Origin of the sequence: Lactobacillus sp. 23-2, from assembly GCF_044902225.1 — a bacterium.
Classification (GTDB): domain Bacteria; phylum Bacillota; class Bacilli; order Lactobacillales; family Lactobacillaceae; genus Lactobacillus; species Lactobacillus absianus.
Genome location: NZ_JAOQBX010000023.1, coordinates 3,494 through 27,213, shown reverse-complemented (window position 1 = coordinate 27,213; position 23,720 = coordinate 3,494). Strand labels below are relative to the sequence as shown.

Annotated in this window: 21 protein-coding genes; 17 read left to right on the top strand and 4 right to left on the bottom strand. The window is 52.7% G+C overall.

What is annotated here, in order from left to right; all coding sequences use genetic code 11:
• On the bottom strand, positions 1-1,571 hold a 1,571-nt coding region (locus OCH80_RS08040; protein ID WP_404539744.1), incomplete at its 3' end, for a hypothetical protein.
• On the opposite strand from OCH80_RS08040, the gene OCH80_RS08035 reads away from it, so the two are divergent.
• From OCH80_RS08035 to OCH80_RS08025, 3 genes are all read left to right on the top strand, one after another.
• Positions 1,522-2,115, top strand: a complete 594-nt coding sequence (locus OCH80_RS08035) for a hypothetical protein (protein WP_404539742.1) — start codon at positions 1,522-1,524, stop codon at positions 2,113-2,115. The genes OCH80_RS08040 and OCH80_RS08035 overlap by 50 nt on opposite strands.
• A gap of 223 nt (positions 2,116-2,338) precedes the next feature.
• The gene (locus OCH80_RS08030; RefSeq protein WP_404539739.1) at positions 2,339-3,223 is read left to right on the top strand and encodes a YitT family protein; all 885 of its coding nucleotides are present in this window, start codon (positions 2,339-2,341) and stop codon (positions 3,221-3,223) included.
• An 82-nt stretch (positions 3,224-3,305) separates the two neighbouring features.
• On the top strand, positions 3,306-3,590 hold the full coding sequence (locus OCH80_RS08025; RefSeq protein ID WP_206989216.1) for a hypothetical protein: 285 nt from the start codon (positions 3,306-3,308) through the stop codon (positions 3,588-3,590).
• A gap of 77 nt (positions 3,591-3,667) precedes the next feature.
• Here the strand turns inward: OCH80_RS08025 and OCH80_RS08020 are convergent, their stop codons facing one another.
• Positions 3,668-4,528, bottom strand: coding sequence for a pyruvate, water dikinase regulatory protein (locus OCH80_RS08020; protein WP_404539736.1), 861 nt, complete (start codon positions 4,526-4,528; stop codon positions 3,668-3,670).
• A 200-nt stretch (positions 4,529-4,728) separates the two neighbouring features.
• On the opposite strand from OCH80_RS08020, the gene rpsU reads away from it, so the two are divergent.
• From rpsU to OCH80_RS07955, 13 genes are all read left to right on the top strand, one after another.
• Positions 4,729-4,905 carry a 30S ribosomal protein S21 gene (gene rpsU, locus OCH80_RS08015; RefSeq protein WP_002880182.1) on the top strand — a complete coding sequence of 59 codons (177 nt, stop codon included), beginning with the start codon at positions 4,729-4,731 and terminating at the stop codon, positions 4,903-4,905.
• A gap of 165 nt (positions 4,906-5,070) precedes the next feature.
• The gene (locus OCH80_RS08010; protein ID WP_154548449.1) at positions 5,071-6,021 is read left to right on the top strand and encodes a PhoH family protein; all 951 of its coding nucleotides are present in this window, start codon (positions 5,071-5,073) and stop codon (positions 6,019-6,021) included.
• A 3-nt stretch (positions 6,022-6,024) separates the two neighbouring features.
• Positions 6,025-6,549 carry an rRNA maturation RNase YbeY gene (gene ybeY / locus OCH80_RS08005; RefSeq protein WP_154548451.1) on the top strand — a complete coding sequence of 175 codons (525 nt, stop codon included), beginning with the start codon at positions 6,025-6,027 and terminating at the stop codon, positions 6,547-6,549.
• A gap of 5 nt (positions 6,550-6,554) precedes the next feature.
• Positions 6,555-6,977: a cytidine deaminase gene (gene cdd, locus OCH80_RS08000; RefSeq protein WP_206989262.1), complete on the top strand. Its 423-nt coding sequence runs from the start codon at positions 6,555-6,557 to the stop codon at positions 6,975-6,977.
• A complete protein-coding gene (era, locus tag OCH80_RS07995; RefSeq protein WP_154548453.1) occupies positions 6,961-7,866 on the top strand; it encodes a GTPase Era in 906 nt (301 codons plus the stop codon). Before cdd ends, era begins: the two co-directional genes overlap by 17 nt.
• Before the next feature lie 3 nt (positions 7,867-7,869).
• Complete coding sequence (recO, locus tag OCH80_RS07990) at positions 7,870-8,619, top strand: DNA repair protein RecO (protein WP_206989218.1); 750 nt, start codon at positions 7,870-7,872, stop codon at positions 8,617-8,619.
• A gap of 259 nt (positions 8,620-8,878) precedes the next feature.
• Entirely contained in the window at positions 8,879-9,793 is a 915-nt protein-coding gene (gene glyQ, locus OCH80_RS07985) for a glycine--tRNA ligase subunit alpha (RefSeq protein WP_154548457.1), read from the top strand.
• Entirely contained in the window at positions 9,786-11,852 is a 2,067-nt protein-coding gene (gene glyS / locus OCH80_RS07980; protein ID WP_404539727.1) for a glycine--tRNA ligase subunit beta, read from the top strand. The genes glyQ and glyS overlap by 8 nt, the downstream gene beginning before the upstream one ends.
• A gap of 26 nt (positions 11,853-11,878) precedes the next feature.
• Complete coding sequence (gene dnaG / locus OCH80_RS07975) at positions 11,879-13,729, top strand: DNA primase (protein WP_404539724.1); 1,851 nt, start codon at positions 11,879-11,881, stop codon at positions 13,727-13,729.
• Between the two features lie 16 nt (positions 13,730-13,745).
• Positions 13,746-14,831, top strand: a complete 1,086-nt coding sequence (rpoD, locus tag OCH80_RS07970; protein ID WP_154548491.1) for an RNA polymerase sigma factor RpoD — start codon at positions 13,746-13,748, stop codon at positions 14,829-14,831.
• A 53-nt stretch (positions 14,832-14,884) separates the two neighbouring features.
• Positions 14,885-16,009: an RNA polymerase sigma factor RpoD gene (gene rpoD, locus OCH80_RS07965; RefSeq protein WP_404539722.1), complete on the top strand. Its 1,125-nt coding sequence runs from the start codon at positions 14,885-14,887 to the stop codon at positions 16,007-16,009.
• Positions 16,010-16,044: 35 nt separating this feature from the next.
• Positions 16,045-17,184, top strand: a complete 1,140-nt coding sequence (locus OCH80_RS07960) for a sigma-70 family RNA polymerase sigma factor (RefSeq protein ID WP_404539720.1) — start codon at positions 16,045-16,047, stop codon at positions 17,182-17,184.
• Between the two features lie 385 nt (positions 17,185-17,569).
• On the top strand, positions 17,570-19,303 hold the full coding sequence (locus OCH80_RS07955; RefSeq protein WP_404539717.1) for a GGDEF domain-containing protein: 1,734 nt from the start codon (positions 17,570-17,572) through the stop codon (positions 19,301-19,303).
• A 252-nt stretch (positions 19,304-19,555) separates the two neighbouring features.
• On the opposite strand, the gene OCH80_RS07950 is transcribed toward OCH80_RS07955, so the two are convergent.
• Positions 19,556-20,449 carry an alpha/beta hydrolase gene (locus OCH80_RS07950; protein ID WP_404539715.1) on the bottom strand — a complete coding sequence of 298 codons (894 nt, stop codon included), beginning with the start codon at positions 20,447-20,449 and terminating at the stop codon, positions 19,556-19,558.
• Positions 20,450-20,609: 160 nt separating this feature from the next.
• Here OCH80_RS07950 and OCH80_RS07945 point away from each other — a divergent pair, with 160 nt between their 5' ends.
• Positions 20,610-22,505 (top strand): prolyl oligopeptidase family serine peptidase, encoded by a 1,896-nt coding sequence (locus OCH80_RS07945; RefSeq protein ID WP_404539712.1) that lies wholly within the window; start codon positions 20,610-20,612, stop codon positions 22,503-22,505.
• A 122-nt stretch (positions 22,506-22,627) separates the two neighbouring features.
• On the opposite strand, the gene OCH80_RS07940 is transcribed toward OCH80_RS07945, so the two are convergent.
• Complete coding sequence (locus OCH80_RS07940; protein ID WP_404539709.1) at positions 22,628-23,302, bottom strand: hypothetical protein; 675 nt, start codon at positions 23,300-23,302, stop codon at positions 22,628-22,630.
• Positions 23,303-23,720: the final 418 nt, after the last annotated feature.

The following is a 23,720-nucleotide window of genomic DNA, read 5'->3' as shown; positions in this document are numbered from 1 at the left end:
AGTGAAGCCAGTGCAAGCGAATCACCGAGCGCTTCAACCTCAACTAGTGAGTCTGGGGCAAGTGAATCCGCAAGCAGCTCAACTTCAACTAGTGAAGCCAGTGCAAGCGAATCACCGAGCGCTTCAACCTCAACTAGTGAGTCTGCTGCAAGTGAATCGACGAGCACCTCAGCTTCAACTAGCGAGTCCAGCGCAAGTGAATCCGCAAGCACCTCAACTTCAGCTAGTGAGTCTGCTGCAAGTGAATCACCGAGTGCCTCAACCTCAACTAGTGAGTCTGGGGCAAGTGAATCTGCAAGCAGCTCAACCTCAACTAGTGAATCTGGTGTAAGCGAATCGACAAGCACTTCAACTTCAGCAAGTGAGTCTGCTGCAAGTGAATCGCCGAGTGCCTCAACTTCGACTAGTGAGTCCGGCGCAAGTGAATCGCCGAGTGTCTCAGCTTCAACTAGTGAATCTGGTGCAAGCGAATCCGCAAGCGCATCAGCTTCAACTAGTGAAACCAGTGCAAGCGAATCACCGAGCACCTCAGCTTCAACTAGTGAGTCAGTTGCAAGCGAATCCGCAAGCGCATCAACTTCAACTAGTGAATCTGGTGTAAGCGAATCGACAAGCACTTCAACTTCAGCAAGTGAGTCTGCTGCAAGTGAATCGCCGAGTGCCTCAACTTCGACTAGTGAGTCCGGCGCAAGTGAATCGCCGAGTGTCTCAGCTTCAACTAGTGAATCTGGTGCAAGCGAATCCGCAAGCGCATCAGCTTCAACTAGTGAGTCCGGCGTAAGTGAATCGCCGAGTGTCTCAGCTTCAACTAGTGAAGCCAGTGCAAGTGAATCTGCAATCAGCTCAACTTCGACTAGTGAATCTGGTGTGAGCGAATCAACGACCACTTCAGCTTCAACTAGTGAGTCTGCTACAAGCGAATCGACGAGCACTTCAGCTTCAACTAGTGAGTCAGTTGCAAGTGGATCGACAAGCACCTCAACTTCAACTAGTGAAACCAGTGCAAGTGAATCTGCAATCAGCTCAACTTCGACTAGTGAATCTGGTGTGAGCGAATCAACGATCACTTCAGCTTCAACTAGTGAAACCAGTGCAAGCGAATCACCGAGCACCTCAGCTTCAACTAGTGAGTCTGTGGCAAGTGAATCGACGAGCGCCTCAGCTTCGACTAGTGAAACCAGTGCAAGCGAATCACCGAGCACCTCAGCTTCAACTAGTGAAGTCAGTGCAAGCGAATCCGCAATCAGCTCAACTTCGACTAGTGAAACCAGTGCAAGCGAATCTGCAAGCAGCTCAATTTTAACTAGTGAAGCCAGTGCAAGTGAATCCGCAAGCGCCTCAGCTTCAACTAGTGAATCCGCTGCAAGCGAATCACCGAGCGCCTCAACTTCAGCTAGTGCATCGGAAGCCAGTGAATCCACGAGTGAATCTACCAGCCTTTCCGTATACGAGAGTGAGTCAATCAGCAACAGCACTTCAGCATCAACTAGTGAGAGCGAAAGTGCTTCTGCAAGCAACAGTATGAGCCGGAACACGGTTCCAACTATCGGAACGGTTCCAACCGCCAACATCCCTAACGCTGGTGGTGTTCCAGCAGTTCCAAACGTACCTGCTAATGCTACAACTCCAACGGCAAACGCCGCTACTCCAGCTGCAGCTCCTGGCGCAGCAAACGGGGCAGCCGGTACCACTCCAGGTGCTGGCACCAACGGTACGGCAACTGGTACTACTCCAACTGGCACTACTCCAACTGGCACCACGCCAACGGGTACGACTCCAGCAGGCAACAATACAGTGGCAAGCACGTCAAACGCTGCGTCTAGCGAAAGTCAGACGAGCGGGCAAGAATCTAATGCCAACGCTTCAGTTGCCGACTCTAACGAAACGAGCACCAGCACGCAATCCACGAATGCTTCAACTTCACAATCTGAACTTGAAGAAGTCCTTGCTTCACAATCTGAACTTGCAAGTATGAGTGACCCAACTCAAGCTGAACAAAGCGCGATCGCATCTACTTCATTCAGTACTTCGGTTTCTCAGGCACAATCTGAGTTCAACTCAAGCGTGGCAAGCTCTGAAAGTAACAGTCAAACCAACATCCGCAGCAACAAGTAGTGCTGCTGTCTAAAAAGGCCCATGTGGGGATTTCCCGCAAGGGTCTTTTTGCTTTGCCAATCATCCACGACTTATAAGTAGGTGAAGGCAAAAATGAGTATTATAATGAGAATAGGTGGAACTTAAGGGAATATTTTTCCAAAAAAATCGAAGAATTGATGTTACTAAAATTGGATTCTGTTACAATTACAATGCTTAAGTAGTCAAGAAAGGTAGCAGAAAAATGAACGATCTAGACCTGAATCGCTTTTCACGCAAATACAGCTTTGTCGCCAAGCTCGGCGCGGCTGTCCTTTACTCAGTCATGGTGGCTGTCGCCCTGAACTTCTTCTGGCATCCCGGCCACATCTACTCCTCAGGGATTACCGGTTTTGCCCAGATCATCAACACCGTGACCTCACGCTATATGCCGTTCACGATCCCAACTGAAGTCATGTACTTTGCCTTAAACGTTCCTTTGTTTATCCTGGCTTGGGTAAAAATTGGCAAGGAATTTACCGGCTATACGATTTTTACGGTTTTCATGTCATCCGTCATGATGAAATTCATCCAGCCGACCCATATCAGCTTGGACCCAATCCTTTGTGCCATCTTTGGTGCTGTGGTGAACGGGATGGGGACGGGCCTGGCCCTGAAGAACGGGATCTCAACCGGTGGCTTGGATATCCTGGGCATCGTGGTCCGCAAGAAGACGGGCATGAACTATGGTAAGTTCAACATCATCGTCAACATGGTGATCGTGATCTTTGCCGGCTTCCTGTTTGACTGGTCCAGAGCCCTCTACACGGCCTTGAACATCTTCATCAACGGCCGGATGATCGACGCGATCTACACCCAGCACCATAAGCTGCAGGTCATGATCGTCACCGAGCACCCAAGTGCCATTATTGACGGGATTCAGTCCAAGATGCACCGGGGGATCACGATCCTCCACGACGCGGAAGGGGCCTATGGGCACGTGGAGAAGACCGTCCTGCTGACGATCATTGATACCTATGACCTGTATGATATCCGCATGACGGTCCAGGACTGTGATCCTTATGCCTTCATGAGCGTCACGGAAGTCCAGCGGATCTATGGCCGCTTCCGCGAGCAGGAAATCGTCTAAGACGATTTGTTAAAAAATGATTAGGTGAAAGTATGCTGATTGAGTTATAATTAACGTATATTTTTATTGGGGTGAAAGGTTAATGGCAAATAGAGAATCTTCCAGTCGCGACCGTCGCAATTACCTCAGCTTGGATACGGCGACCACAATTGCCAGCGAATATGCTGACTTGCATGGCCACCGGAAAGTACGGGTTTCTCACAAGCCTTATGCCAGACGCCGGGCGGACAATTTCTACGTTTTTGACGTGTTTGGTGGAAACGGGAACGTCGGTGAAGATGAAGATGGACCATTCATTTTGGTTGATCCTGCTTCAGGCGAAGTCTTTGAGATGGATGAGCGGCTTTTCAAGAATAAAGATAAATAATGTATAACAAAAAGCGCCATCTCCAGAAGTGGAGATGACGCTTTTTTTCTGTTAAAGCATAAGCATTTTAGGTTATCTTAATCTTCGTAGCCCAAGTGGTCCATGATCAGGGCAGCCGTTTCCTCGATTGACCGGTCGGCAACGTTGATGACCATGCAGCCCAGCTTCTTGTAAAGGGCCATGGCGCTCTCAAGCTCTTTGTTGATGGAGCTCATGTCGGAGTAGGCGGTGTCTGGGTCCATGCCGTAGCTGATCATTCTTTGCCGGCGAATCCGGTTCAGAACCTTCGGGTCGTTGGTTAAGCCAATGATCTTCTTCGGATCGATCTCGTAGATTTCCTTTGGAATGTGGGTTTCAGGAACCAGTGGCAGGTTGGCGACCTTCAGGCCCTTGTTGGCCAAGAGCAAAGACAATGGGGTCTTGGAGGTTCTGGAAACGCCCAGCAGGACGACGTCTGCTTCCAAGAAGCCGCGTGGGTCCTTCCCGTCGTCGTACATGACCGCGAATTCCATGGCTGAGATCCGGTTGAAGTACTTGTCGGTCATCTGGTGCTTGGCACCGACCACGCCGCTTGGCTTCAGGCCAGTGGTCTGGGAAATTGCTTCCATGATCGGGGACATGATGTCCACGTAGCTGGCCTTGTGCTCCCGGGCAAACTTGATGATTGGCAATTGCAGGTCTTCGCTGACCATGGAGTAGATGATCAAGAGGTTAGGATACTTCTCGATCTCTTCAAAAGTGTGCTCCAGCTTCTTCTTGTCAGTCATGAAGGGGTAGCGGCGGTAGTTGATCGCGGCTTCTGGGAATTGGGCGGCAGCGGCTTGGGCGTTGTTGAAGGCAGTTTCACCGGCTGAGTCTGAAATAATGATAATGTTGATTTCAGGAGCAGCTTTTTCTTCAGCTGCTTTTTCAGTTGTGCTTGCAGTAGTTTCAGTCATATTTCGTCCTCTTTTCATGCAATAAACGTTCGTTTGATCACCTCTATTATACCGAATTTTCAAAGAGAGCGATTACAAAATGCCGTTTTTGGCAAGTTTTCAAAAAAGTTGCGAAATCTTATTGACGGTGGGCTGATCTTTGCTATAATGTAGATAAATGTTTAGGCAGAAATGCCAAGAAATGGAAGGAGGGATCACACATGGCTAAGACTATCGTTCACGAAAACGAGTCTATTGATGATGCTCTTCGTCGTTTCAAGCGTTCCGTTTCTAGAAGTGGTACTTTGCAAGAATACCGCAAGCGTGAATTCTACGAAAAGCCAAGCGTTCGCAGAAAGTTAAAATCTGAGGCTGCTCGCAAGCGTAGACATTATTAATCGACTAAAGCTCTCGTGTCAAAGCGAGAGCTTTTTTCATGCAATAAAAGGCGAAAAGAAGCTAGAAAGTTCCAGTTTTTCCTGATTAAATGATAGAATTGAGGCAGAGACTTGGTGCTCATGTGACTAATTTTATCTTGCGCATTTAAAAGGAGTGTCCAGTATTTGGAAGAGAAGTTTTTACCACAAAACGCCGAAAATATCCAAAAGTTGGTCGGGGTCAACGACGGCAATCTGAAGCTGATCGAGGACGGCTATGAGGTTGCCTTGGATGACTTGGGCCAGGAAATCAAGGTGACTGGCCCTGAAGACCAGGTAAAGACCGTCATGCGGGTCTTAAAGGCCTTAGACAAGGTAGCCGCCAACGGGATCAACCTGACGCCGGCTGACGTCGTGAGCGCCATGAAGATGGCTGACAAGGGGACCACGGAATACTTTGGCGACCTGTACAAGGAAATCTTGATCAGGGATGCCAAGGGGCGGCCAGTCCGGGTCAAGAACATGACCCAGAAGAAGTACGTTGAGGCCATCCAGAAGAGCGACGTGGTCTTTGGCATCGGGCCCGCTGGGACTGGGAAGACCTTCCTGGCCGTAGTCTGCGCGGTCGCGGCCTTCAAGAAAGGAGAAGTCTCCAAGATCATCCTGACCCGGCCGGCAGTTGAAGCCGGGGAATCGCTGGGCTTTCTGCCAGGGGACCTGAAGGAGAAGGTTGACCCTTACCTGCGGCCAATTTATGACTCGCTCTACGCCATCCTGGGTCAAGGAACCACGGACCGCTTGATTGAGCGCGGCGTCATTGAAATCGCCCCGCTGGCCTACATGAGAGGGCGGACTTTGGAAGAGGCCTTCGTCATCCTGGACGAGGCCCAGAACACTACCGACGCCCAGATGAAGATGTTTCTGACCCGGCTGGGCTTCAACTCCAAGATGGTCGTCAACGGGGACGTGACCCAGGTCGACCTGCCGGGCAAGGTGCATAGCGGCTTGATCACGGCCATGCACATTCTGGAGGGGATCGACCAGATCAAGTTCGTCGAGTTCTCAGCCAGCGACGTGGTCCGGCACCCAGTAGTGGCAAAGATTATCAAGGCATATGAAGAGAAAGGGAATTTTTAGGCAATGGACCCGATTGAAGTAAGCTACACGGATGAAGTTGGATTTTTGGACGATGACCAGCGCGACTGGCAAAAGTGGATCATGGACCTGCTCTTGCTGGCCAAGCAGGAGATCAAGAAGGACAATCCCCTGGAAATGAGCATCAATTTCGTGGATGAGGAGAAGTCCAACCAGATCAACCGCGACTACCGCGGCAAGGACCGGCCAACCGACGTCATCTCCTTTGCCATTGAAGACGGAGAAGAAGGGCTGGACCTGGCAGCTTTTGCAGCTGACCCTGACTTCGTCGAAGACATTGGCGACTTGTTCATGTGCCCCAGCGTCATCAAGCGCCACAGCGTGGAATACGGGACGGGCTTTGACCGGGAATTCGGCTACACCATCGTGCACGGCTTCCTGCACCTGAATGGCTATGACCACATCGAGCCTGACGAGGCCAAGGAGATGTTCGGCATTCAAGGCAAGGTGCTGGAAGACTACGGCCTGCCTTTGTACCCTGACCAGCTTGACGAAGGGAGAGGCAAGTAATGTCGATGAATGAAGCAGAAAGCCGGCTGTTTGCCCTGGCCAAGGAGCACTTGAAGGATTCCTACAGTCCTTACTCGCATTTTCAAGTGGCCGCGGCCCTGATGACTGAGTCAGGGAAGACCTATACCGGGGTCAATATTGAGAACAGCTCTTTTGGCCTGACCAACTGCGCGGAAAGAACGGCCATGTTCAACTGGGTCAACGACGGGGGCCTGCCAGACCCCATCGAGCGGCTCTTGATCATTGGCAACACCGACCGGCCTATTTCGCCCTGCGGGGCCTGCCGGCAGGTGATGAGCGAATTTATGGCTCCTGAGAGCGAGGTCATTTTGACCGACACCAAAGGGGAGTTCGTCCGCTACACGGTCGACGAACTGATTCCCTATCATTTTACAGAAAAGGATATAGAAGATGGCGCAAACAAGTAATTTCAAGTCAGGCTTCGTAGCCCTGATCGGCCGGCCAAACGTCGGCAAGTCAACTTTGATGAACCGGCTGGTGGGCCAGAAGGTGGCCATTACCTCAAACAAGCCCCAAACCACCAGAAACAAGATTTCCGGGATCTATTCAGCAGACGACATGCAAGTCGTCTTCGTGGACACGCCAGGGATCTTTAAGAGTCACTCAGACTTAGATGAATACATGGACAAGGCCAGCCTGTCCTCCCTGAAGGACGTGGACCTGGTCCTCTTTATGGTTGAGCCCAAGAAGGCCGGCAAGGGCGAGGAATACGTGGCTGGGCTTTTGAAGGACCTGGACCTGCCAGTCTTTTTGGTCGTCAACAAGATCGACCAGGTTCACCCAAACGACCTCTTGCCAATCATTGACTCTTACCAGGCCTTGGGCAATTTTGCCGAATACCTGCCAATTTCCGCCGGCCAGGGCAACGGGGTCGACGACCTGCTGGCAACGATCAACAAGTACCTGCCAGAAGGGCCGCAGTACTACGCTTCTGATGAAGTGACCGACCGGCCGGAATACTTTGTCGTGGCGGAAATGATCCGGGAGCAGATCCTGCACTTGACCAGCCAGGAAGTGCCGCACTCAGCCGCGGTCTGGGTTGAAAAGATGAACGAGCGGGTCAACGGCAAGCTGCAGATTGAGGCGACCATCTACGTGGAAAAGCCGGGCCAGAAGCGGATCATCATCGGCCAGGGCGGGAGCATGATCAAGAAGATCGGCATCCAGTCCAGAAAAGAGATTGAAGCCCTCCTGGGCGAAAAGGTCAACCTCCAGCTCTGGGTCAAGGTCCGCCACAACTGGCGCCAGGACCCAGCCTTCTTGAAGTCGATCGGCTACGACAAGAAGGAGCTGTAGCCAATGGCCTTTGAACTTCTGGAAGTTCACGGGATCATTTACAAAAGACAGAAATACCAGGAAGCGGACCTCCTGGCCAAGATCCTGACCAAGGAACTGGGCCCCGTCACCGTCATCTTGAAGGGGGCGCTGCGGCCCAAGTCCAAATTGGCCAGCGTGGCCTTGCCTTTTACGGAGGGCAGCTTTACCATCTTGACCAAGCGGCGGGGCATCAGCCAGTTCAGAACCTACAAGGACCTGGTCCAGCACGACGAGCTCTTTGGCAACCTGCTGGCCAATGCCTACGCTTCTTTTATTTTTGACCTGCTGGACCACGCGGCGGTTGAATACCAGCCGGTGGGCAAGTACTACCAGCTGGTATTGACGGCCTTTCACCGCCTGCTGGCGGGCCAGGACGCGGAAATCCTGACGCAGATCGTGCAGCTGCAGCTGCTGGAGGCCTATGGGGTCAAGCCTGAGCTCAGCTGCTGCCTTGTCTGCGGGAAGGTGCAGGGGACTTTTGACTACTCCATCTCCTTAGGCGGGGTGGTGTGCTCAGACCACTTTGCCAGAGTGCAGCGGATGCACCTGGCGCCGAAGACCGTGGCCCTCCTAAGGACCCTGGGATTGGTGCCCATTGACCGCCTTGGCAGCATTCAGATCGATGACCAGCTTAAGGAGCAGAGCCGCCAGGCCATCGACTTGATCTACCAGGAAACCGTCGATTTGAACCTGCGCACGAAAAAGTTCCTGGATGAACTGAAAACACTGTAATTTTTGATAGAAAGCGGCCCTGCTTTGTGGTAAAATAAGCCCTGTATTGGCGATGATGAGGATTCAGAAAAGTACCGCGTCAGCGAGTGTCGGCAGGTGGAAGGACACGGCGGGAAAAGGCACCTCTAGCCAAGTCAATTAAGAGCAGAAGGCGAATATTGCCTTCTGAATTAGGGTGGAACCGCGAATAATGAATTTCGTCCCTATGCAAACTGTAATTGCATAGGCTTTTTTTATGGCCTTGCATAGGAGGAATAATATGGCACAAAAATTAGACATTCAGACCATGATCTTCAAACTGGAACAGTTTTGGGCCTCAAAGGGCTGCATGATCATGCCTTCATACGATGAAAACAAGGGCGCCGGGACGATGAGTCCTTACACCTTCTTGCGGGCGGTTGGTCCTGAGCCTTGGAAGGCTTGCTACGTTGAGCCTTCCCGCCGGCCAGCTGACGGCCGCTATGGCGAAAACCCAAACCGGCTTTTCCAGCACCACCAATTCCAAGTCGTGCTCAAGCCAGCGCCTTTGGAAATCCAGCAATACTACCTGGATTCCTTGAAGGTTCTGGGCATTGAGCCGCTGGAACACGACATCCGCTTCGTTGAAGACAACTGGGAAAACCCATCAATGGGCTGTGCCGGGGTCGGCTGGGAAGTCTGGCTGGACGGGATGGAAGTCTCACAATTTACCTACTTCCAGACGGTCGGTGAACTGGACGTCAAGCCAACCATGGGCGAAATTACCTACGGGGTTGAGCGTCTGGCTTCATACATCCAAGACGTCAACTCAGTCTTTGACCTGGAATGGGGCGACGGGGTCCTTTACCGGGACATCTTCAAGGAGCCTGAATACGAGCACTCCAAGTACGCCTTTGAAGAAAGCGACCAAGACCAGCTTTTGAAATTCTTCGACACTTACGAGCGCATCGCCAAGCGCCTGCTGGACAAGAACCTGGTTCACCCAGCCTACGACTACATTTTGAAGTGTTCCCACACCTTCAACTTGCTTGACGCCCGCGGGGCCGTTTCCGTCACCGAACGGGCCGGCTACCTGCACCGGATCCGCAACATGGCGCACGAAGTTGCCGTTAAGTTCGTGGAAGAACGCGAAAAGCGCGGCTTCCCATTGTTGAAGAGCGCACAAGCTAAGAAAGCGGAGGCAAGCAATGACTAAAGACTTTTTATTTGAAATTGGCGTAGAAGAAATGCCAGCCCACGTAGTAAGCAAGTCAGTCAAGCAACTGGCTGACCGGACGGGCAAGTTCTTGAAGGAAAACGGCTTGGGCTACAAGGAAATTGCCACCTACTCAACCCCACGCCGCCTGGCCATCCTGGTCAAGGACCTGGCAGAAAAGCAGGCCGACATTGACGAAGTCAAGAAGGGGCCGGCCAAGAAGATCGCCCAAGACGCTGACGGCAACTGGACCAAGGCTGCGCAAGGCTTTGCCCGCGGCCAGGGCATGAGCGCCGACGACATCTACTTCCAGGAACTGAAGGGCGTTGAATACGCCTACGTGCACGTGCAAAAGGAAGGCAAGTCCGCCAAGGACATCCTTTTGGGCCTGGATGAAGTCGTTAAGGCCATGACTTTCCCAACCAAGATGCGCTGGGACTCCCGCGACTTTGAATTCGTCCGGCCAATTCACTGGCTGGTTGCCCTCTACGGGTCAGAAGTACTGCCAGTCAAGCTGCTGGACATCACTGCCGGCCGCAAGACCGCCGGTCACCGCTTCCTGGGCGACAGCGTGGTTTTGGCCAATGCTGATGACTATGTCGAAGCCCTGCGCAACCAATACGTGATCGTTGACGCCGCTGAGCGCAAGGACATGATCGTGTCCCAAATCAACGACCTGGTCAAGGAAAACAACTGGCAGATCAAGCTGGACAAGAGCCTGCTGGAAGAAGTCAACAACCTGGTTGAATACCCAACCGTTTTTGCTGGCTCCTTTGACCCGAAGTACCTGGAAATCCCTGATGAAGTCCTGATCACTTCCATGAAGGACAACCAAAGATACTTTGAAGTCTACGACCAAGACGGCAAGTTGATCAACCACTTCATCTCCGTCCGCAACGGCAACCGGGAACACCTGGAGAACGTCGTTTCCGGCAACGAGAAGGTTCTGGTGGCCCGCTTGGACGACGCCGTCTTCTTCTACGATGAAGACCGCAAGTACCCGCTCAGCCACTTCGTTGACCGCATGAGCGCCGTTTCCTTCCACGACAAGATCGGCTCAATGGCTGAAAAGATGGATCGGGTCCGTCTGATCGGCGACTACCTGGCCAAGCGCTTTGGCGTTGACGGGCAAGAGCTGGCTGACTTTGATCGGGCTGCTGGCCTGTACAAGTTTGACCTGGTGACCCAAATGGTCGGCGAATTTGCTGAGCTGCAAGGGGTCATGGGGATGCACTACGCCCGTTTGGCCGGCGAAGACGAAAACGTCTCCGTTGCCATCAAGGAACACTACATGCCAACCACGGCTGAAGGCGACCTGCCAGCAACGACGGTCGGCGCGCTTTTGTCAGTTGCCGACAAGCTGGACACTATCATTGCCTTCTTCGGTGCCGGCATGATTCCATCTTCATCAAACGACCCATACGCCTTGCGCCGCTACGCTTACGGGATCGTCCGCATCCTGCTGAAGGAAGGCTGGTCATTGCCATTTGACCAAGTCATCCCAGAACTGGTTGACCTGCTTGACGGCAAAACCCCAGCCAAGATGCCAAAGGGCCGCGAGGAAGAAAGCGAGCTGGCTGCCTTCATCCGCGACCGGGTAAAGCAGTTCCTGCAAAAGAACGGCTACCAATACGACGTCATCGATGCCGTTTTGGCCTCAAGCGAAGAAGACCCAAGCGAGATCCTGGCTGCCGCCAAGGTCTTGGCAACCCACCACGACGACGAGGCCTTCAAGCCAGTCGTTGAAAGCTTGACCAGAATTGAAAACATCTTGAAGAAGGCCAAGTTCGACCAAGCCGGCGCCGTTGATGAAAGCTTATTTGAGGACAGATCCGAAAATGACCTTTATAATGGTGTTGAGAGCCTGCAAGGCGCCAAGAGCCACGCTGACCTGTACGAAGGCTTCGTTGCCTTGCAGCCGGTAATCGACCGCTACTTTGACGTCAACATGATCATGGCCAAGGACGAGCGCGTCAAGAACAACCGCTTGAGCCAGCTGGCCGCAGTCAACGACCTGGCTAAGCGCCTGGGCGATTTGAGCAAGCTGGTTATCAAGTAAATTTAGCAGAACAAAAGGGTGATTGAATGGCTGGCAGGATTCCGGAAGATTTTATCAATGAAGTTCGGGACAGCGTCGACATCGTAGACGTAATCGGCCAGTACGTGTCACTTGAGAAGAGGGGCAAAGACTATGTTGGTCTTTGCCCTTTTCATCAAGAAAAGACCCCTTCTTTTTCCGTGAACCAGCAGAAGCAGTTCTTCTACTGCTTTGGCTGCCACCGGGGCGGCAACGTCTTCAAGTTCATGATGGAGAAGGAAGAGCTGACTTTTCCCGAGAGCGTGGAGCGGGTCGCGGAAATGGCCAACATTCCCATGCCCGCTTCCTACAACAATGAGCCTGTTCAGCAGAACCCCCTGGTGAGCATGCACAAGGACGCGGCGGACTTTTACCACCAAATCCTGATGACCACCAGGATCGGGGAGCGCGGGCTCAGCTATGCCAAGGAGCGGGAACTGGACGAGGACCTGCTCAAGCACTTTGACATCGGCTACGCCCCAGGCAACGGCGACGTCCTCTATACCTTTTTAAAAGAGAAGGGATACAGCGAAGAGCAGCTGACTGAAAGCGGCCTGTTCGTCCAAAGCCAGGATGGCCGCTTGTTTGACCGCTTCAGAGACCGGCTGATGTTCCCGATGAAGGATGAGACCGGACACCCGGTGGCTTTTTCCGGGCGGCGGATCTCGAACAATGACAAGGAACCCAAGTACCTGAACAGTCCCGAAACCAGCATCTTTACCAAGTCCAAGCTGCTTTTTCACTTTTCTGAAGCCAAGAAGGTGGCCAGAAAAGAGGGACACCTGATCCTGTTTGAAGGACACATGGACGTGGTCTCCGCCTACAAGGCCGGGATCAAGTCCGGGATTGCCTCCATGGGGACCAGCCTGACCCAGGACCAGGTCTACATGATCCGGCGGATCACGAACAACGTGGTGATCAACTACGACGGGGATGCCCCGGGCGTCAGCGCGGCTGAGCGGGCCGTGGGCCTGTTTAAGCAGGCTGGCAATTTCAACCTGGGGATCGTGGTCCTGCCTGAGAAGCTGGACCCGGACGAATACGTCAAGAAGTACGGGCCTGAGCGCTACCAGCAAGAGATCAAGGGGGCGATCAGCCCGACCGACTTCTACCTCCTGCGCTTGAAGCAGAAGTACAATCTGAACAATGAGCGCGAAAAGATGGCCTACCTGAATGATGCCATGACGGAAATTGCCTCCCTGGCCAGTCCCGTCGAACAAGACATCTACCTGCAGCGTCTGGGCAAGGAGTCTGGCGTCTCGACCGACGCCTTGAAGGCCAGCCTGTCCCGGGCCAGACGCCGGCAAAGGCGGGTCAAGCAGCATACCAGTCAGATGCAGGGCGAAATGCCCCCTGAGCAGCTGCCTTATGCCGAGATCCTGCCGCCTGAAAGCCAGGTCAGCCAGATCCCGCCTAAGGCGGAAAAGGCCCAGCAGCGCCTGCTGTATGCCTACATTGGCTCAGATGAGGCCAGAAGCTACCTGCTGAAGAACGGCTTCGTCTTCCCCAGTCCGGAATACCAGCAGGCCGCCACGGCTTGGCTGGACTACGTGGAGACGCACGACAAGATTTCTCTCTCTGGGTTCTTAGATTTTGTTCCAGAGCAACTTCAGAGTATAATTGTTAGTACTGATATGGCACAAATGCCAGGTGAAATTACTCTCGGCGAGCTTGATGAGCAGGTTGCGGCGATCAACCTCTGCAAGATTGACGAGGAGATCGGCAAGCTGCAGCAGCAGATCGAAGAGGCCCGGCGCAAGGGGGATTCCCAGTCCCTTTTGGCCCTGACCCAGCAGATCCTGCGCTTGCGGCAGCTGAAGAAAGAAGAAGAGGAGGGCTTAAGTGGCAGAAGCAAATAGCGTTCCAAAGAACGACATGACCCTGGACCAGGCAGTCAAGCAAGTGGTCGAGGGCGTCAAGAAGAGCAAGCAGATCACGGAGAAGGACTTTACCGCCCGCTTGCTGACCCCTTATGGCCTCCAAGGCAAGGCGGTCGACCAGCTGGTGCAGGAGTTTGAAGACAATGGCATCAGCATCGTCGATGAAGCAGGCAAGCCGTCCAAGCTGGCCCTGACCAAGCAGAAGCACGTGGAAAAGGCCGAGCTGGACAATCTGGCCGCGCCAAGCAGCGTGCGGATGAATGACCCGGTCCGGATGTACTTAAAGGAGATCGGCCGCGTCAGCCTGCTGACGGCTGATGAGGAGATTGCCCTGGCCAAGCGGATCGAAGCCGGGGATGAAGAGGCCAAGCAGGAACTGGCGGAAGCCAACCTGCGCCTGGTCGTGTCCATTGCCAAGCGCTACGTGGGCCGGGGGATGAATTTCCTGGACCTGATTCAGGAGGGGAACATGGGCTTGATGAAGGCGGTCGACAAGTTTGACTACCGCCTGGGCTTCAAGTTCTCGACCTACGCGACTTGGTGGATTCGCCAGGCCATTACCCGGGCGATTGCTGACCAGGCGCGGACCATCCGGATTCCAGTCCACATGGTGGAAACCATCAACAAGCTGATCCGGATCCAGCGCCAGCTCCTCCAGGATCTGGGGCGGGATGCCGTGCCGGAAGAGATCGCGGCGGAGATGGACCTGCCGGTCAAGAAGGTCCGGGACATCTTGAAGATTGCCCAAGAGCCAGTCTCCTTGGAAACCCCAATCGGGGAAGAGGACGACTCCCATCTGGGCGACTTCATCGAGGACAAGGATGCCACCAGTCCCGAGCAGCACGCGGCCAATGAAATGCTGAAAGAGCAGCTGGCGGAGGTGCTGGATACCTTGACTGACCGCGAGGAGAACGTCCTGCGCCTGCGTTTTGGCCTGGATGACGGAAAGACGCGGACCTTGGAAGAAGTCGGCCGCGTCTTCAACGTTACCCGTGAGCGGATTCGCCAGATTGAGGCCAAGGCCTTGCGCAAGCTCCGCCACCCAAGCCGGAGCAACCAGCTGCGTGACTTTTTGGATTAATCGGGCAGAAGAATTAAGTCATCGGTTTTAGATATTAGAGTGAAGGCGATTAAATGGCAGACAAAGCAAAGACGTCAGACAAGGCTAGCCAAAAGCTGCCCTTAGCTGACGCGGTCAAATTGGTTGTTAAGGATGTCAAGAAGAGCAAGGAAATCACTGACACGGATTTCACCGCGCGTTTGATCGAACCTTACCAGCTTGAAGGCAAAGCGGTCGACCAGCTTGTCCAGGAATTTGAAGACAATGGGATCAGTATTGTTGACGAAAATGGCGAGCCGTCTAAGCTGGCCCTCAACAAGCAGAAGAATGTTGAGAAGGCCGAACTGGAGCACTTGTCCGCGCCTGGCAGCCGGATGAATGACCCAGTTCGTCAGTATCTGAAGAAGATTGGCCGCGTCGCCCTTTTGAGCGGGGACGAAGAAGTGGCTTTGGCCAAGCGGATTGAAGCCGGCGACCAGGAAGCCAAGGACGAATTGACCAACGCCAACCTGCGCCTGGTGGTCTCCATTGCCAAGCGCTACGTGGGCCGCGGCATGAGCTTCCTCGACTTGATTCAAGAAGGAAATATGGGCTTGATGAAAGCCGTAGACAAATTTGACTACCGTTTGGGCTTTAAGTTTTCAACTTATGCCACTTGGTGGATCCGGCAAGCGATCACGCGGGCGATTGCCGATCAAGCCAGAACGATTAGAATTCCCGTGCACATGGTGGAGACGATCAACAAGCTGATCAGAATCCAAAGACAATTGCTTCAAGACTTAGGCCGGGATCCGGTCCCAGAGGAGATTGGGGCGGAAATGAGCCTGCCGACCAAGAAGGTCCGGGAGATCTTGAAGATCGCGCAAGAGCCAGTCTCACTTGAGACGCCAATTGGCGAGGAAGACGATTCCCACCTGGGCGACTTCATTGAGGACAAGGACGCCACCAGTCCAGAGCAGCACGCGGCTTCAGAGATGCTGAAGACCCAGCTGGCTGAGGTCTTGGATACCTTGACCGACCGTGAGGAGAACGTATTGCGCTTGCGGTTTGGCTTAGACGACGACAACCCTCGGACTTTGGAGGAAGTTGGCCGCGTCTTTGGCGTCACGCGCGAGCGGATCCGGCAGATTGAAGCCAAGGCGTTAAGAAAGTTGCGTCACCCAAGTCGGAGCAACCAATTGCGGGACTTTTTGGAATAGACGAATGAAAAAGTTAGATGAACAGGGCGGATTGAATGGCAGAAAGAAATGCTTCTAACGTAAATGATTTTCCACTGCAGAAGGCAGTCAAGCTGGTAATTTCGGGCGTGAAAAAGAGCGGCCAGATCAGCGAGAACGACTTTAAGGCACGCTTGGTCGTGCCTTATGAGCTCAGCAAGGATGAGGTGGCCGAGCTGGTCAACAAGTTCGAGGACAGCGGCATCAGCATCGTCGATGAAAAGGGCGAGCCTTCCAGTCTCTCTTTGCAGGTGCAGGAAGCGGCCGAGCAGGCCGAAGCGGCTGAAAAGGCCCAGGCTTCAAGCGAAAGCGAGCGGGTCTACGACTCAGTGCGGATGTACCTGAAAGAGATCGGCAAGGTGCCGCTTTTGTCCAGAGACGAAGAAGTGGCCGTAGCCAAGCGGATCGAGGCGGGGGATGAATCCGCCAAGGATGAGCTGGCGGCGGCCAACCTGCGGCTGGTGGTCTCCATTGCCAAGCGCTATGCCAAGCACAACGGCAAGATGGGGATTTTGGACTTGATCCAGGAAGGCAACATCGGCTTGATGAAGGCAGTCGACAAGTTCGACTACTCCAAGGGCTTCAAGTTCTCAACCTACGCGACCTGGTGGATTCGCCAGGCCATTACCCGGGCCTTGGCTGACCAGGACCGGATGATCAGAATTCCGGTGCACGTCGTTGAAAGCATCAACAAGATGAACCGGATCCAGCGGACTCTGCAGCAGGACCTGGACCGGGACGCCAAGCCAGAGGAATTGGCCGCGGAAATGAACGAGCCAGTGGCCAAGGTCCACGAAATCATCACGGTCGCTAAGAACCAGGAGACCGATTCGCTGGACAAGCCGGTTGGCGAAGAAGGGGACTCACAATTGGGGGACCTTTTGGAAGACAACAAGGCGGTCAACCCGGAAGAATTTACGGCCTTCGAAATGCTGAAGGACCAGCTTTCAGGGATGATGGGCGAATATTTGACTGACCGGGAAGCAACGGTTTTGCGCCTGCGCTTCGGGCTGGAGAACGATGAGCCGCATACTTTGGAAGAAGTTGGCCGGCAGCTCGGGGTTACCCGGGAACGGGTGCGGCAGATTGAGGCTAAGGCCGTCAAGAAGCTGAAGCACCACATCGACCAGTTGCAAGACTACTTCCCAGCCAACTAAAGAATGGAAAATTTACCGGTGAAAGCCGAAAAGGCTGCATCAACGCATATACGTTGATGCAGCCTTTTTAGTTTAGTCAATGTAAAAAGCGACTAAATTGTGCTAATATCAAACTGAAATTATAAAATAAAGCGACTGTTTTTTAATAGAAAATACCTCAATAAATAGCATTTATTTTCAAAATCGCCACGATTTTTTCTCTCACTAACTTATATAACTTCGGTAACAGAAGGGCAGCTTCCGCATGAAGCTGTCCTTTTTATTGCTTAAGATCAATTAATCGGTTTAATCTAATAATCAAAAGAGCAAAATAGTTTGTCAGACATGATTCGAGTGCAATATAATGACTATATACAGGAAAATTATAGTTGATTGGAAATTTGGTATGATGAAGAAAGAGTGGAAGCGGCTAGGGATCGTCTTGCTGGTCTTTGCGGTCAGCCTGGCGGGCACTGGCATTTTTTGCAAGCGGGAATGGGCCAGCATCGACCAGCGCCACCGGGCCAAGGCCGAGCTGAATGCCCAGATTGTTTGTGACTATTTTAAGAGAGAACTGGAAGATGGGGTCAACGTGGCAGAAGCCATTGACGCGGGAGTAGTTGGCAACAGCGGGGTAGTTGACAGATTTGCCAAAACTGCCCGCTACATGATCAAGAAGTACCCCAATATTCATTCCATGCAGCTGATCTATCAGGGGCAGACAGTCAGGGTACGCCGGGGCAAGACAGAGCAAGTGCCCTTAAACCTGCAGAAGGGCAGCCAAGCTGATAAAGCCTTGAACTATTGCCGGAGAAAGCGGCTGACCGGGATTATTGGTCCAGCGAAATTGAAGAATATTGGCAAAGGCATTCTGATTTGCAAGCCGATTTTCATCAAGGGGCATTTTTGGGGCTACACGGTGGTCATCGTTCAGCAGAGCAGGCTTTTTAAGAAGACTTTTAATAACTTGGACAGCTTGAGCTACTACTACCGGCTGTCAAAGACCTACGTGACTGGTGGTGACTTTCAGCAGATGAACTCCACTATGGGGCAAAAGCCGGCCCAGGCCAGCGTGACCTTCAAATTAGGGGGATGCAGCTGGAAGCTGGAGACCTGCCGCAAGGACGCGGACACCATGCCAGGGCAGATCAAAGTCGGGCTGGCCTTGGGCTTCACGATAGCGGTCGTCAACAGTCTGCTGGCCTGTCTGCTCTTAAACTACATAGAGCGGGGAAAGAACCTGGCCAAGCTGGTCAATACGGACTACCTAACGGGCTTGATGAGCCGGCAGGCTTTTGACCGGGATGCCAGCAAGCATCTAGAGGGTCACCCAAGTGAACCGGCCGTTGGGGCCATTATTGACATTGACGACTTCAAGTACATTAACGACCTCTATGGCCATGAAGCCGGGGATGAGGCCCTAAAAGCCGTTGCCCAGGTATTGCGGGCCGATTTTGGCGGCCAAGGCCTGGTCTGCCGCAACGGGGGCGACGAGTTCGCGGTCTTGCTGCCGGACACGACCCTGACGGAAGGGCGGGCCATTTTTCAAAAGCTCTACCGGCATGAATTGACTTTTGTCCATAATGGCAAAAAGTACCCATATACGGTTTCTCTGGGCTTTGCTGCCTACCCTGAGCAGGGCAAGAGCCGGGAGGAGCTGCTCAACCGGGCGGACATGGCCCTGTACACGGTCAAGTCGACCGGCAAGGGAACCATGGCGGCCTATAGCGAGAATATGCTTAAAGAGGGCCGCTCGCAGTTGGGCTTCAACTTGCGTGATCTGGCCGTCAACCTGCCCGGCGCCTTCTTTATTTACCGGCAGGAAGATGAAAAGATTCTTTTTGCCAATAAAGAGCTGCTGAATTTGCTTGAATGCGACAATATGGAAGAATTCATCAAGTTCGTCGGCCGCTCGTTCAAGGGGATGCTTTCGCCGGAGGACTATGAGCGGACGATTGCCAGCCGCAACGCCCAGATTGGCGACGGGGATGAGGGCCGGGCCACGCTGGACTATCACGTGATCACCAGAAAGACGCATCGGCGTCTGAAGATGCATGCTGTGGCTCATATGGTCAAAAGCCCTTACTTCGGCAAGATCTACTACGTGATCCTTGGTCCCCGGGGGGAAGAGGCAGATTAAGCTTGCTTTGCCACTTGGTTTGAAGATTTGAAGAAAAATTATAAAAAGACTGCATTACCTCGCTTTTGCGCGAGATAACGCAGTCTTTTTTGTGTTGGGCATGTACAGTTGCGCTCGGATGTCGATTGAGGTGGGGGGCGGGAGCGGGATGTCGTGGATTTTGGCCCAGTTGGGTAGTTTAGCTCCCGAAAAGTGCCCAACTAGTCCGATTCTCAAAAAACAAAAGCCCTCCGCCATGGCGGAGGTTTATGTTTACTTGTTTATGTACTTTCTAAAGAAATTCAGTTCATCCAGGTTGCACTGCTTGGCCAGGTCGTCTCTTTGGTTGCAGTGGAAGACGTGGCCGCGTGGGTGGTCTGGATCGCCGTAGATATGAAGTTCATGCGGGATCTTCTTGGCCAAAAGGTAGCCGTCAAGGCGAACGGCGCTGTCATGCAAGAAGTCCTGGTTGGCCGTCATGATGAACAGCGGCGGCAAGTCCTTGGTCAGATATTCTTCCGTGTTCAAGAGCTCTTTCTTGCCGGCAACGGCCTCTGGGGTAAAGTAGGCACCTGGAACGTCATCCGTAAAGCCTGGGGTCAGCATGAAGTAGGCTCCGCAGTTTAAAGCCGCGGCTCTGACCGTCAATTTTGGCAAGTCGTAGCCAAAAAGCTGGCGGAACTTGCCGTTGGTCAAAATAGCCAGGTACTGTTCTTCCATCTGCCCGCCGGCTGAGTCGCCGACGAAGAAGACGTTGTCGGTGTCCAGGTCATATTCAGCCCCGTGCTCGCCCACCCAGTGCATCAGGCGGTTCACGTCGTCTAATTCGCTAGGAAACTGGACGTCTGGAGCCAGACGGTAGTTGAAGTTGACAAAGGCAAAGCCTTCCTTGGCTAGGCCCATTCCGTAGAATTGGTAGGTTTCCTTAGTCCCGTAGACCCAGCCGCCGCCGTGGATGCCGATGATGACGGGCACCTTGCCTTGCCGCTTCTTAGGCAGGTAGATGTCCAAAAGGTGCCACTTAGGGTCAGGCCCGTAGCTTAAGTCATTGATTCTTTCAACTTCTGGAATTTCTGTTGGCAGATCAGCATCGCGCAAATCATCGTGCTGCTTGGAGCTCGCGCGCATCTGCTCAACTGCTTGGATAACTGCTGGATTAAGCGTCATAATTTTTCTCCTTTATTGTAAACGGTTACCTTAATTATAGGCTTAATTGGCAAAATTAACCAGACAGAAGCCGCATGCGGATTTTTTGCTTTAAAATTAAAATCAGCTTAACCGCTTAAGATTGGTATAATGAAATAAAAAACAGCAGGAGGTATCAGGAATGCAAGCAGTCAAAGCAGAAGATTTGTACAACATTGTAAGCTTAGGGAACCTGAGGGTTTCGGGGAAGACGGCGGTTTTCGCCAGAAATCAGGCCAAGGCTGATGGGAGCGGCTACTGGAACTATCTAGACCTTTACCAAGACGGCGCGCTCAAGCGGCTGACGACTTTGGGCGAAGAAAAGAGCTTTGCCTTGGTCGGGCACCAAGTCTACTACGCGAGTTCCGCGGTCAAGGGCAAGACCTTGCTCTACCAGCAGGGCCTGGACCAGGCAGCGCCAGTCAAGCTGGCCCTTTTGCCAAAAAATGGCTACCAGGTCGCGGGCAGCGTGGGCGAGCGCTACCTGCTCTTGTCCAGACGGGCGGATTTGGCGGAGAAGAGCCATGACGGCTATCAAGTGATGGACGAGTTGCCGTTTTACTTCAACGGCCAGGGCTACATCAACAAGCTGCGCGACCGCCTCTACCTGTGGGACCTGGAGAAGGGCGGCTTGACCCGCCTGTTTGCCGACGATCCAAACTTTACCGTCATGGACTTCTTCGTCTGCGGGGAAAAAATCTACGTCGTCGGGGTCAGCTACAAGACCCGGCGGCCATTTGACGGAGGGATCTACGAACTTGACCCGGCAACGCAAAAAGTCAAGGAACTGGTTCCCGCCGGCCAGGTTGAAGTATCGGCAATTTTTGCCTTAAAGGGCCAGACCTACGTGCTGGCCAACTGCCATCAGGTGACCGGCTTGAACGAGAACCCAGAGTTCTACCGCTTGACTGATCATGGCCTGGAGCTGGCTGCCCACTGGGACGGCACGGCCCAAAGCGCGATCGCCGGGGACTGCAGCGTCATTGGCGGCAATGCCAGCGACGTTTACGGGGACAAGTTCTACTTCGTGACGACCCTGACAGATCACGATGAACTGTACGTCTTTGACGGTCAGGAAGTTAAGCCGTTTTTTGCAACGGACGGCTTGATCAAGGGCTTCCGGATGGTGGGCGAAGACGAGTTCTACCTGGAGGCTGCTTTTGCCAATGAGCTCTTGGAATTCTACCATGTCAAAAATGGCCATGCGGAAAAAGTTTCCAGCTACAACGACGCGGCAGTGACGGGCAAGTACGTGGCCAAGGTCAACGAAATAGAATATGAGTCAAGCGAAGACGGCGTCCAGCATGGGTGGGTCCTTTTGCCAAAAGATTACGAGCCTGGGAAAAAGTACCCCGCAATCTTGGACGTCCACGGCGGACCTAGAGCCGTCTACAGCAAGATCTTCTTCCACGAGATGCAGGTTTGGGCCGGGGCCGGCTACTTCGTCTTCTTCTGCAACATTCACGGGTCAAACGGGCAGGGCAACAAGTACGGCGACCTGCGCGGGCGCTATGGGACGGTTGACTACGACGACTTGATGAAGTTTACTGACGCGGTTTTAGTCAAGTATCCAGACATTGACCAGACCCGGATGGGCATCACTGGCGGGTCATACGGCGGCTTTATGACCAACTGGGTGATTGGGCACACCGACCGCTTCAAGGCCGCGGCATCGCAAAGATCGATCGCCAACTGGCTCAGCTTTGAGCATCTGTCTGACATTTCACCAGAGTTTTGCGTGGACCAGGTTGGGGCAACGGAAGATGACGATCCAGCCAAGGTTTTGTTCCACTCACCGCTCAAGTACGCGAAGTACGTGACCACGCCAACTTTGTTCTTGAACTCGGATGAGGACTACCGGTGCCCGATGGCCGAGGGGATGCAGATGTTCCATGCCTTGTTGTCAAATGGAGTGGAAGCCAGAATGACGGTCTTTCATGGCGAAAATCATGAATTGTCTAGAAGCGGGCGGCCAGAGAACCGCCTGCGCCGGCTGCGGGAAATTTCCAACTGGTTTGCCGGGCATTTAGACAAGTAAAGGTGAAACAAATAAGACCCTCGAAATTGCTTCGGGGGTCTTATTTGTGCTGGGGATGGAAAAGTCCAATGATTAGTATGCAAAAAATACTTAGCCATGCGGACTAAGTATTCTTTGCAATCTTATTTGTCGATCTTAACTGGATTCAGGAAGGTATAGCCACCGTAGCAAAACAATACGGAATGACGAGTGATGTAGATCTTGTTCCCTTTAACAATGAATTCCATCTTGTTTGGATTCAGGCTCAGACCTTTTAGAGTGCTCTTGTTGTCTTTATCTTGAGCCTTGTAAATTTTCTTTGCAACGGTTTTCTTGCTGCCCTTTATCAGATCAGTTAACTTCAGCTTCTTGCCAGTCTTGAGAGAATAAGTTCCAGCTTCCGCCCATTCATGTGCGGCTTGGTAGGCTGCGTCAACTCTGTGATAGCCGGCTGAGAAGTACTTCTTGCCATTGTATACATGGGTACCAGTGTATTCATCCAGCCCGTAAGCCGCTGCTTTATTATAGTTTGGGTACCAACTGGACACGTCTTTGGCCTCCTCATATCCGTATTTTTTATAGGACTTCAGATCTTTCTTGTAGTGGTTGGCTAATGATTTGTTGATCTTCTTTACCGCGGCCGACTTTCCTTGCAGAACTGGCTGCTGAAAGTAGAATCTGATCTTTGAGTGCGGGTAGTATTTGGTCTGCTTGTGGGTAACGATCTTGTACTTGGCTTTAGCAGCATGAACTGGCGTGGTAAATGAGAGCATCATGCCTGTTGCGGCCAAGGCCGTCATGATTTTGTTGAAACGCATTTTTCTGCCTCTGTTCTATTTATTCTGACTATATACACTTTTCACTGTTCAGTTTACTATCGAATTTGGTCTGGAACAAGTATTTCTTGCTGATGGGAAGACCGTCATTAGGGCTTAACGACTATCAAAAGTCAACAGGGGAGCTGATTGCTGATTTCTCATAAACTGCTACTCAAAGCATTCTGCCAGTTGACATATCCGCTTTTTGGGCGATTATTTTGAGTTCTAGATGAATATATGATCATAAAAATACCCCACAATCGTTAGACGTCTATGTCAAACAATTGCGGGGTACTTCAGATTTTGTTTGCTTTGCTGCTTACTTGTTCTTGAGCAGTTCCTTGTACATAGGCCGGTCTGCTGCGGGGATGCCCAGGAGGTCCATAGCTTTGTCCGGAGTTAGATTGGTAGTGTTTAG

Coding starts and splice junctions, on each gene's coding strand:
- glyS (WP_404539727.1), top strand. CDS start 9,786: ATGACTAAAGACTTTTTATTTGAAATTGGCGTAGAAGAAATGCCAGCC.
- OCH80_RS07955 (WP_404539717.1), top strand. CDS start 17,570: ATGATGAAGAAAGAGTGGAAGCGGCTAGGGATCGTCTTGCTGGTCTTT.
- OCH80_RS08030 (WP_404539739.1), top strand. CDS start 2,339: ATGAACGATCTAGACCTGAATCGCTTTTCACGCAAATACAGCTTTGTC.
- recO (WP_206989218.1), top strand. CDS start 7,870: ATGGCCTTTGAACTTCTGGAAGTTCACGGGATCATTTACAAAAGACAG.
- OCH80_RS07960 (WP_404539720.1), top strand. CDS start 16,045: ATGGCAGAAAGAAATGCTTCTAACGTAAATGATTTTCCACTGCAGAAG.
- OCH80_RS07950 (WP_404539715.1), bottom strand. CDS start 20,449: ATGACGCTTAATCCAGCAGTTATCCAAGCAGTTGAGCAGATGCGCGCG.
- glyQ (WP_154548457.1), top strand. CDS start 8,879: ATGGCACAAAAATTAGACATTCAGACCATGATCTTCAAACTGGAACAG.
- rpoD (WP_154548491.1), top strand. CDS start 13,746: ATGACCCTGGACCAGGCAGTCAAGCAAGTGGTCGAGGGCGTCAAGAAG.
- OCH80_RS08020 (WP_404539736.1), bottom strand. CDS start 4,528: ATGACTGAAACTACTGCAAGCACAACTGAAAAAGCAGCTGAAGAAAAA.
- ybeY (WP_154548451.1), top strand. CDS start 6,025: ATGGACCCGATTGAAGTAAGCTACACGGATGAAGTTGGATTTTTGGAC.
- OCH80_RS08025 (WP_206989216.1), top strand. CDS start 3,306: ATGGCAAATAGAGAATCTTCCAGTCGCGACCGTCGCAATTACCTCAGC.
- cdd (WP_206989262.1), top strand. CDS start 6,555: ATGAATGAAGCAGAAAGCCGGCTGTTTGCCCTGGCCAAGGAGCACTTG.
- OCH80_RS08035 (WP_404539742.1), top strand. CDS start 1,522: ATGAGCCGGAACACGGTTCCAACTATCGGAACGGTTCCAACCGCCAAC.
- dnaG (WP_404539724.1), top strand. CDS start 11,879: ATGGCTGGCAGGATTCCGGAAGATTTTATCAATGAAGTTCGGGACAGC.
- OCH80_RS07940 (WP_404539709.1), bottom strand. CDS start 23,302: ATGCGTTTCAACAAAATCATGACGGCCTTGGCCGCAACAGGCATGATG.
- rpsU (WP_002880182.1), top strand. CDS start 4,729: ATGGCTAAGACTATCGTTCACGAAAACGAGTCTATTGATGATGCTCTT.
- era (WP_154548453.1), top strand. CDS start 6,961: ATGGCGCAAACAAGTAATTTCAAGTCAGGCTTCGTAGCCCTGATCGGC.
- rpoD (WP_404539722.1), top strand. CDS start 14,885: ATGGCAGACAAAGCAAAGACGTCAGACAAGGCTAGCCAAAAGCTGCCC.
- OCH80_RS07945 (WP_404539712.1), top strand. CDS start 20,610: ATGCAAGCAGTCAAAGCAGAAGATTTGTACAACATTGTAAGCTTAGGG.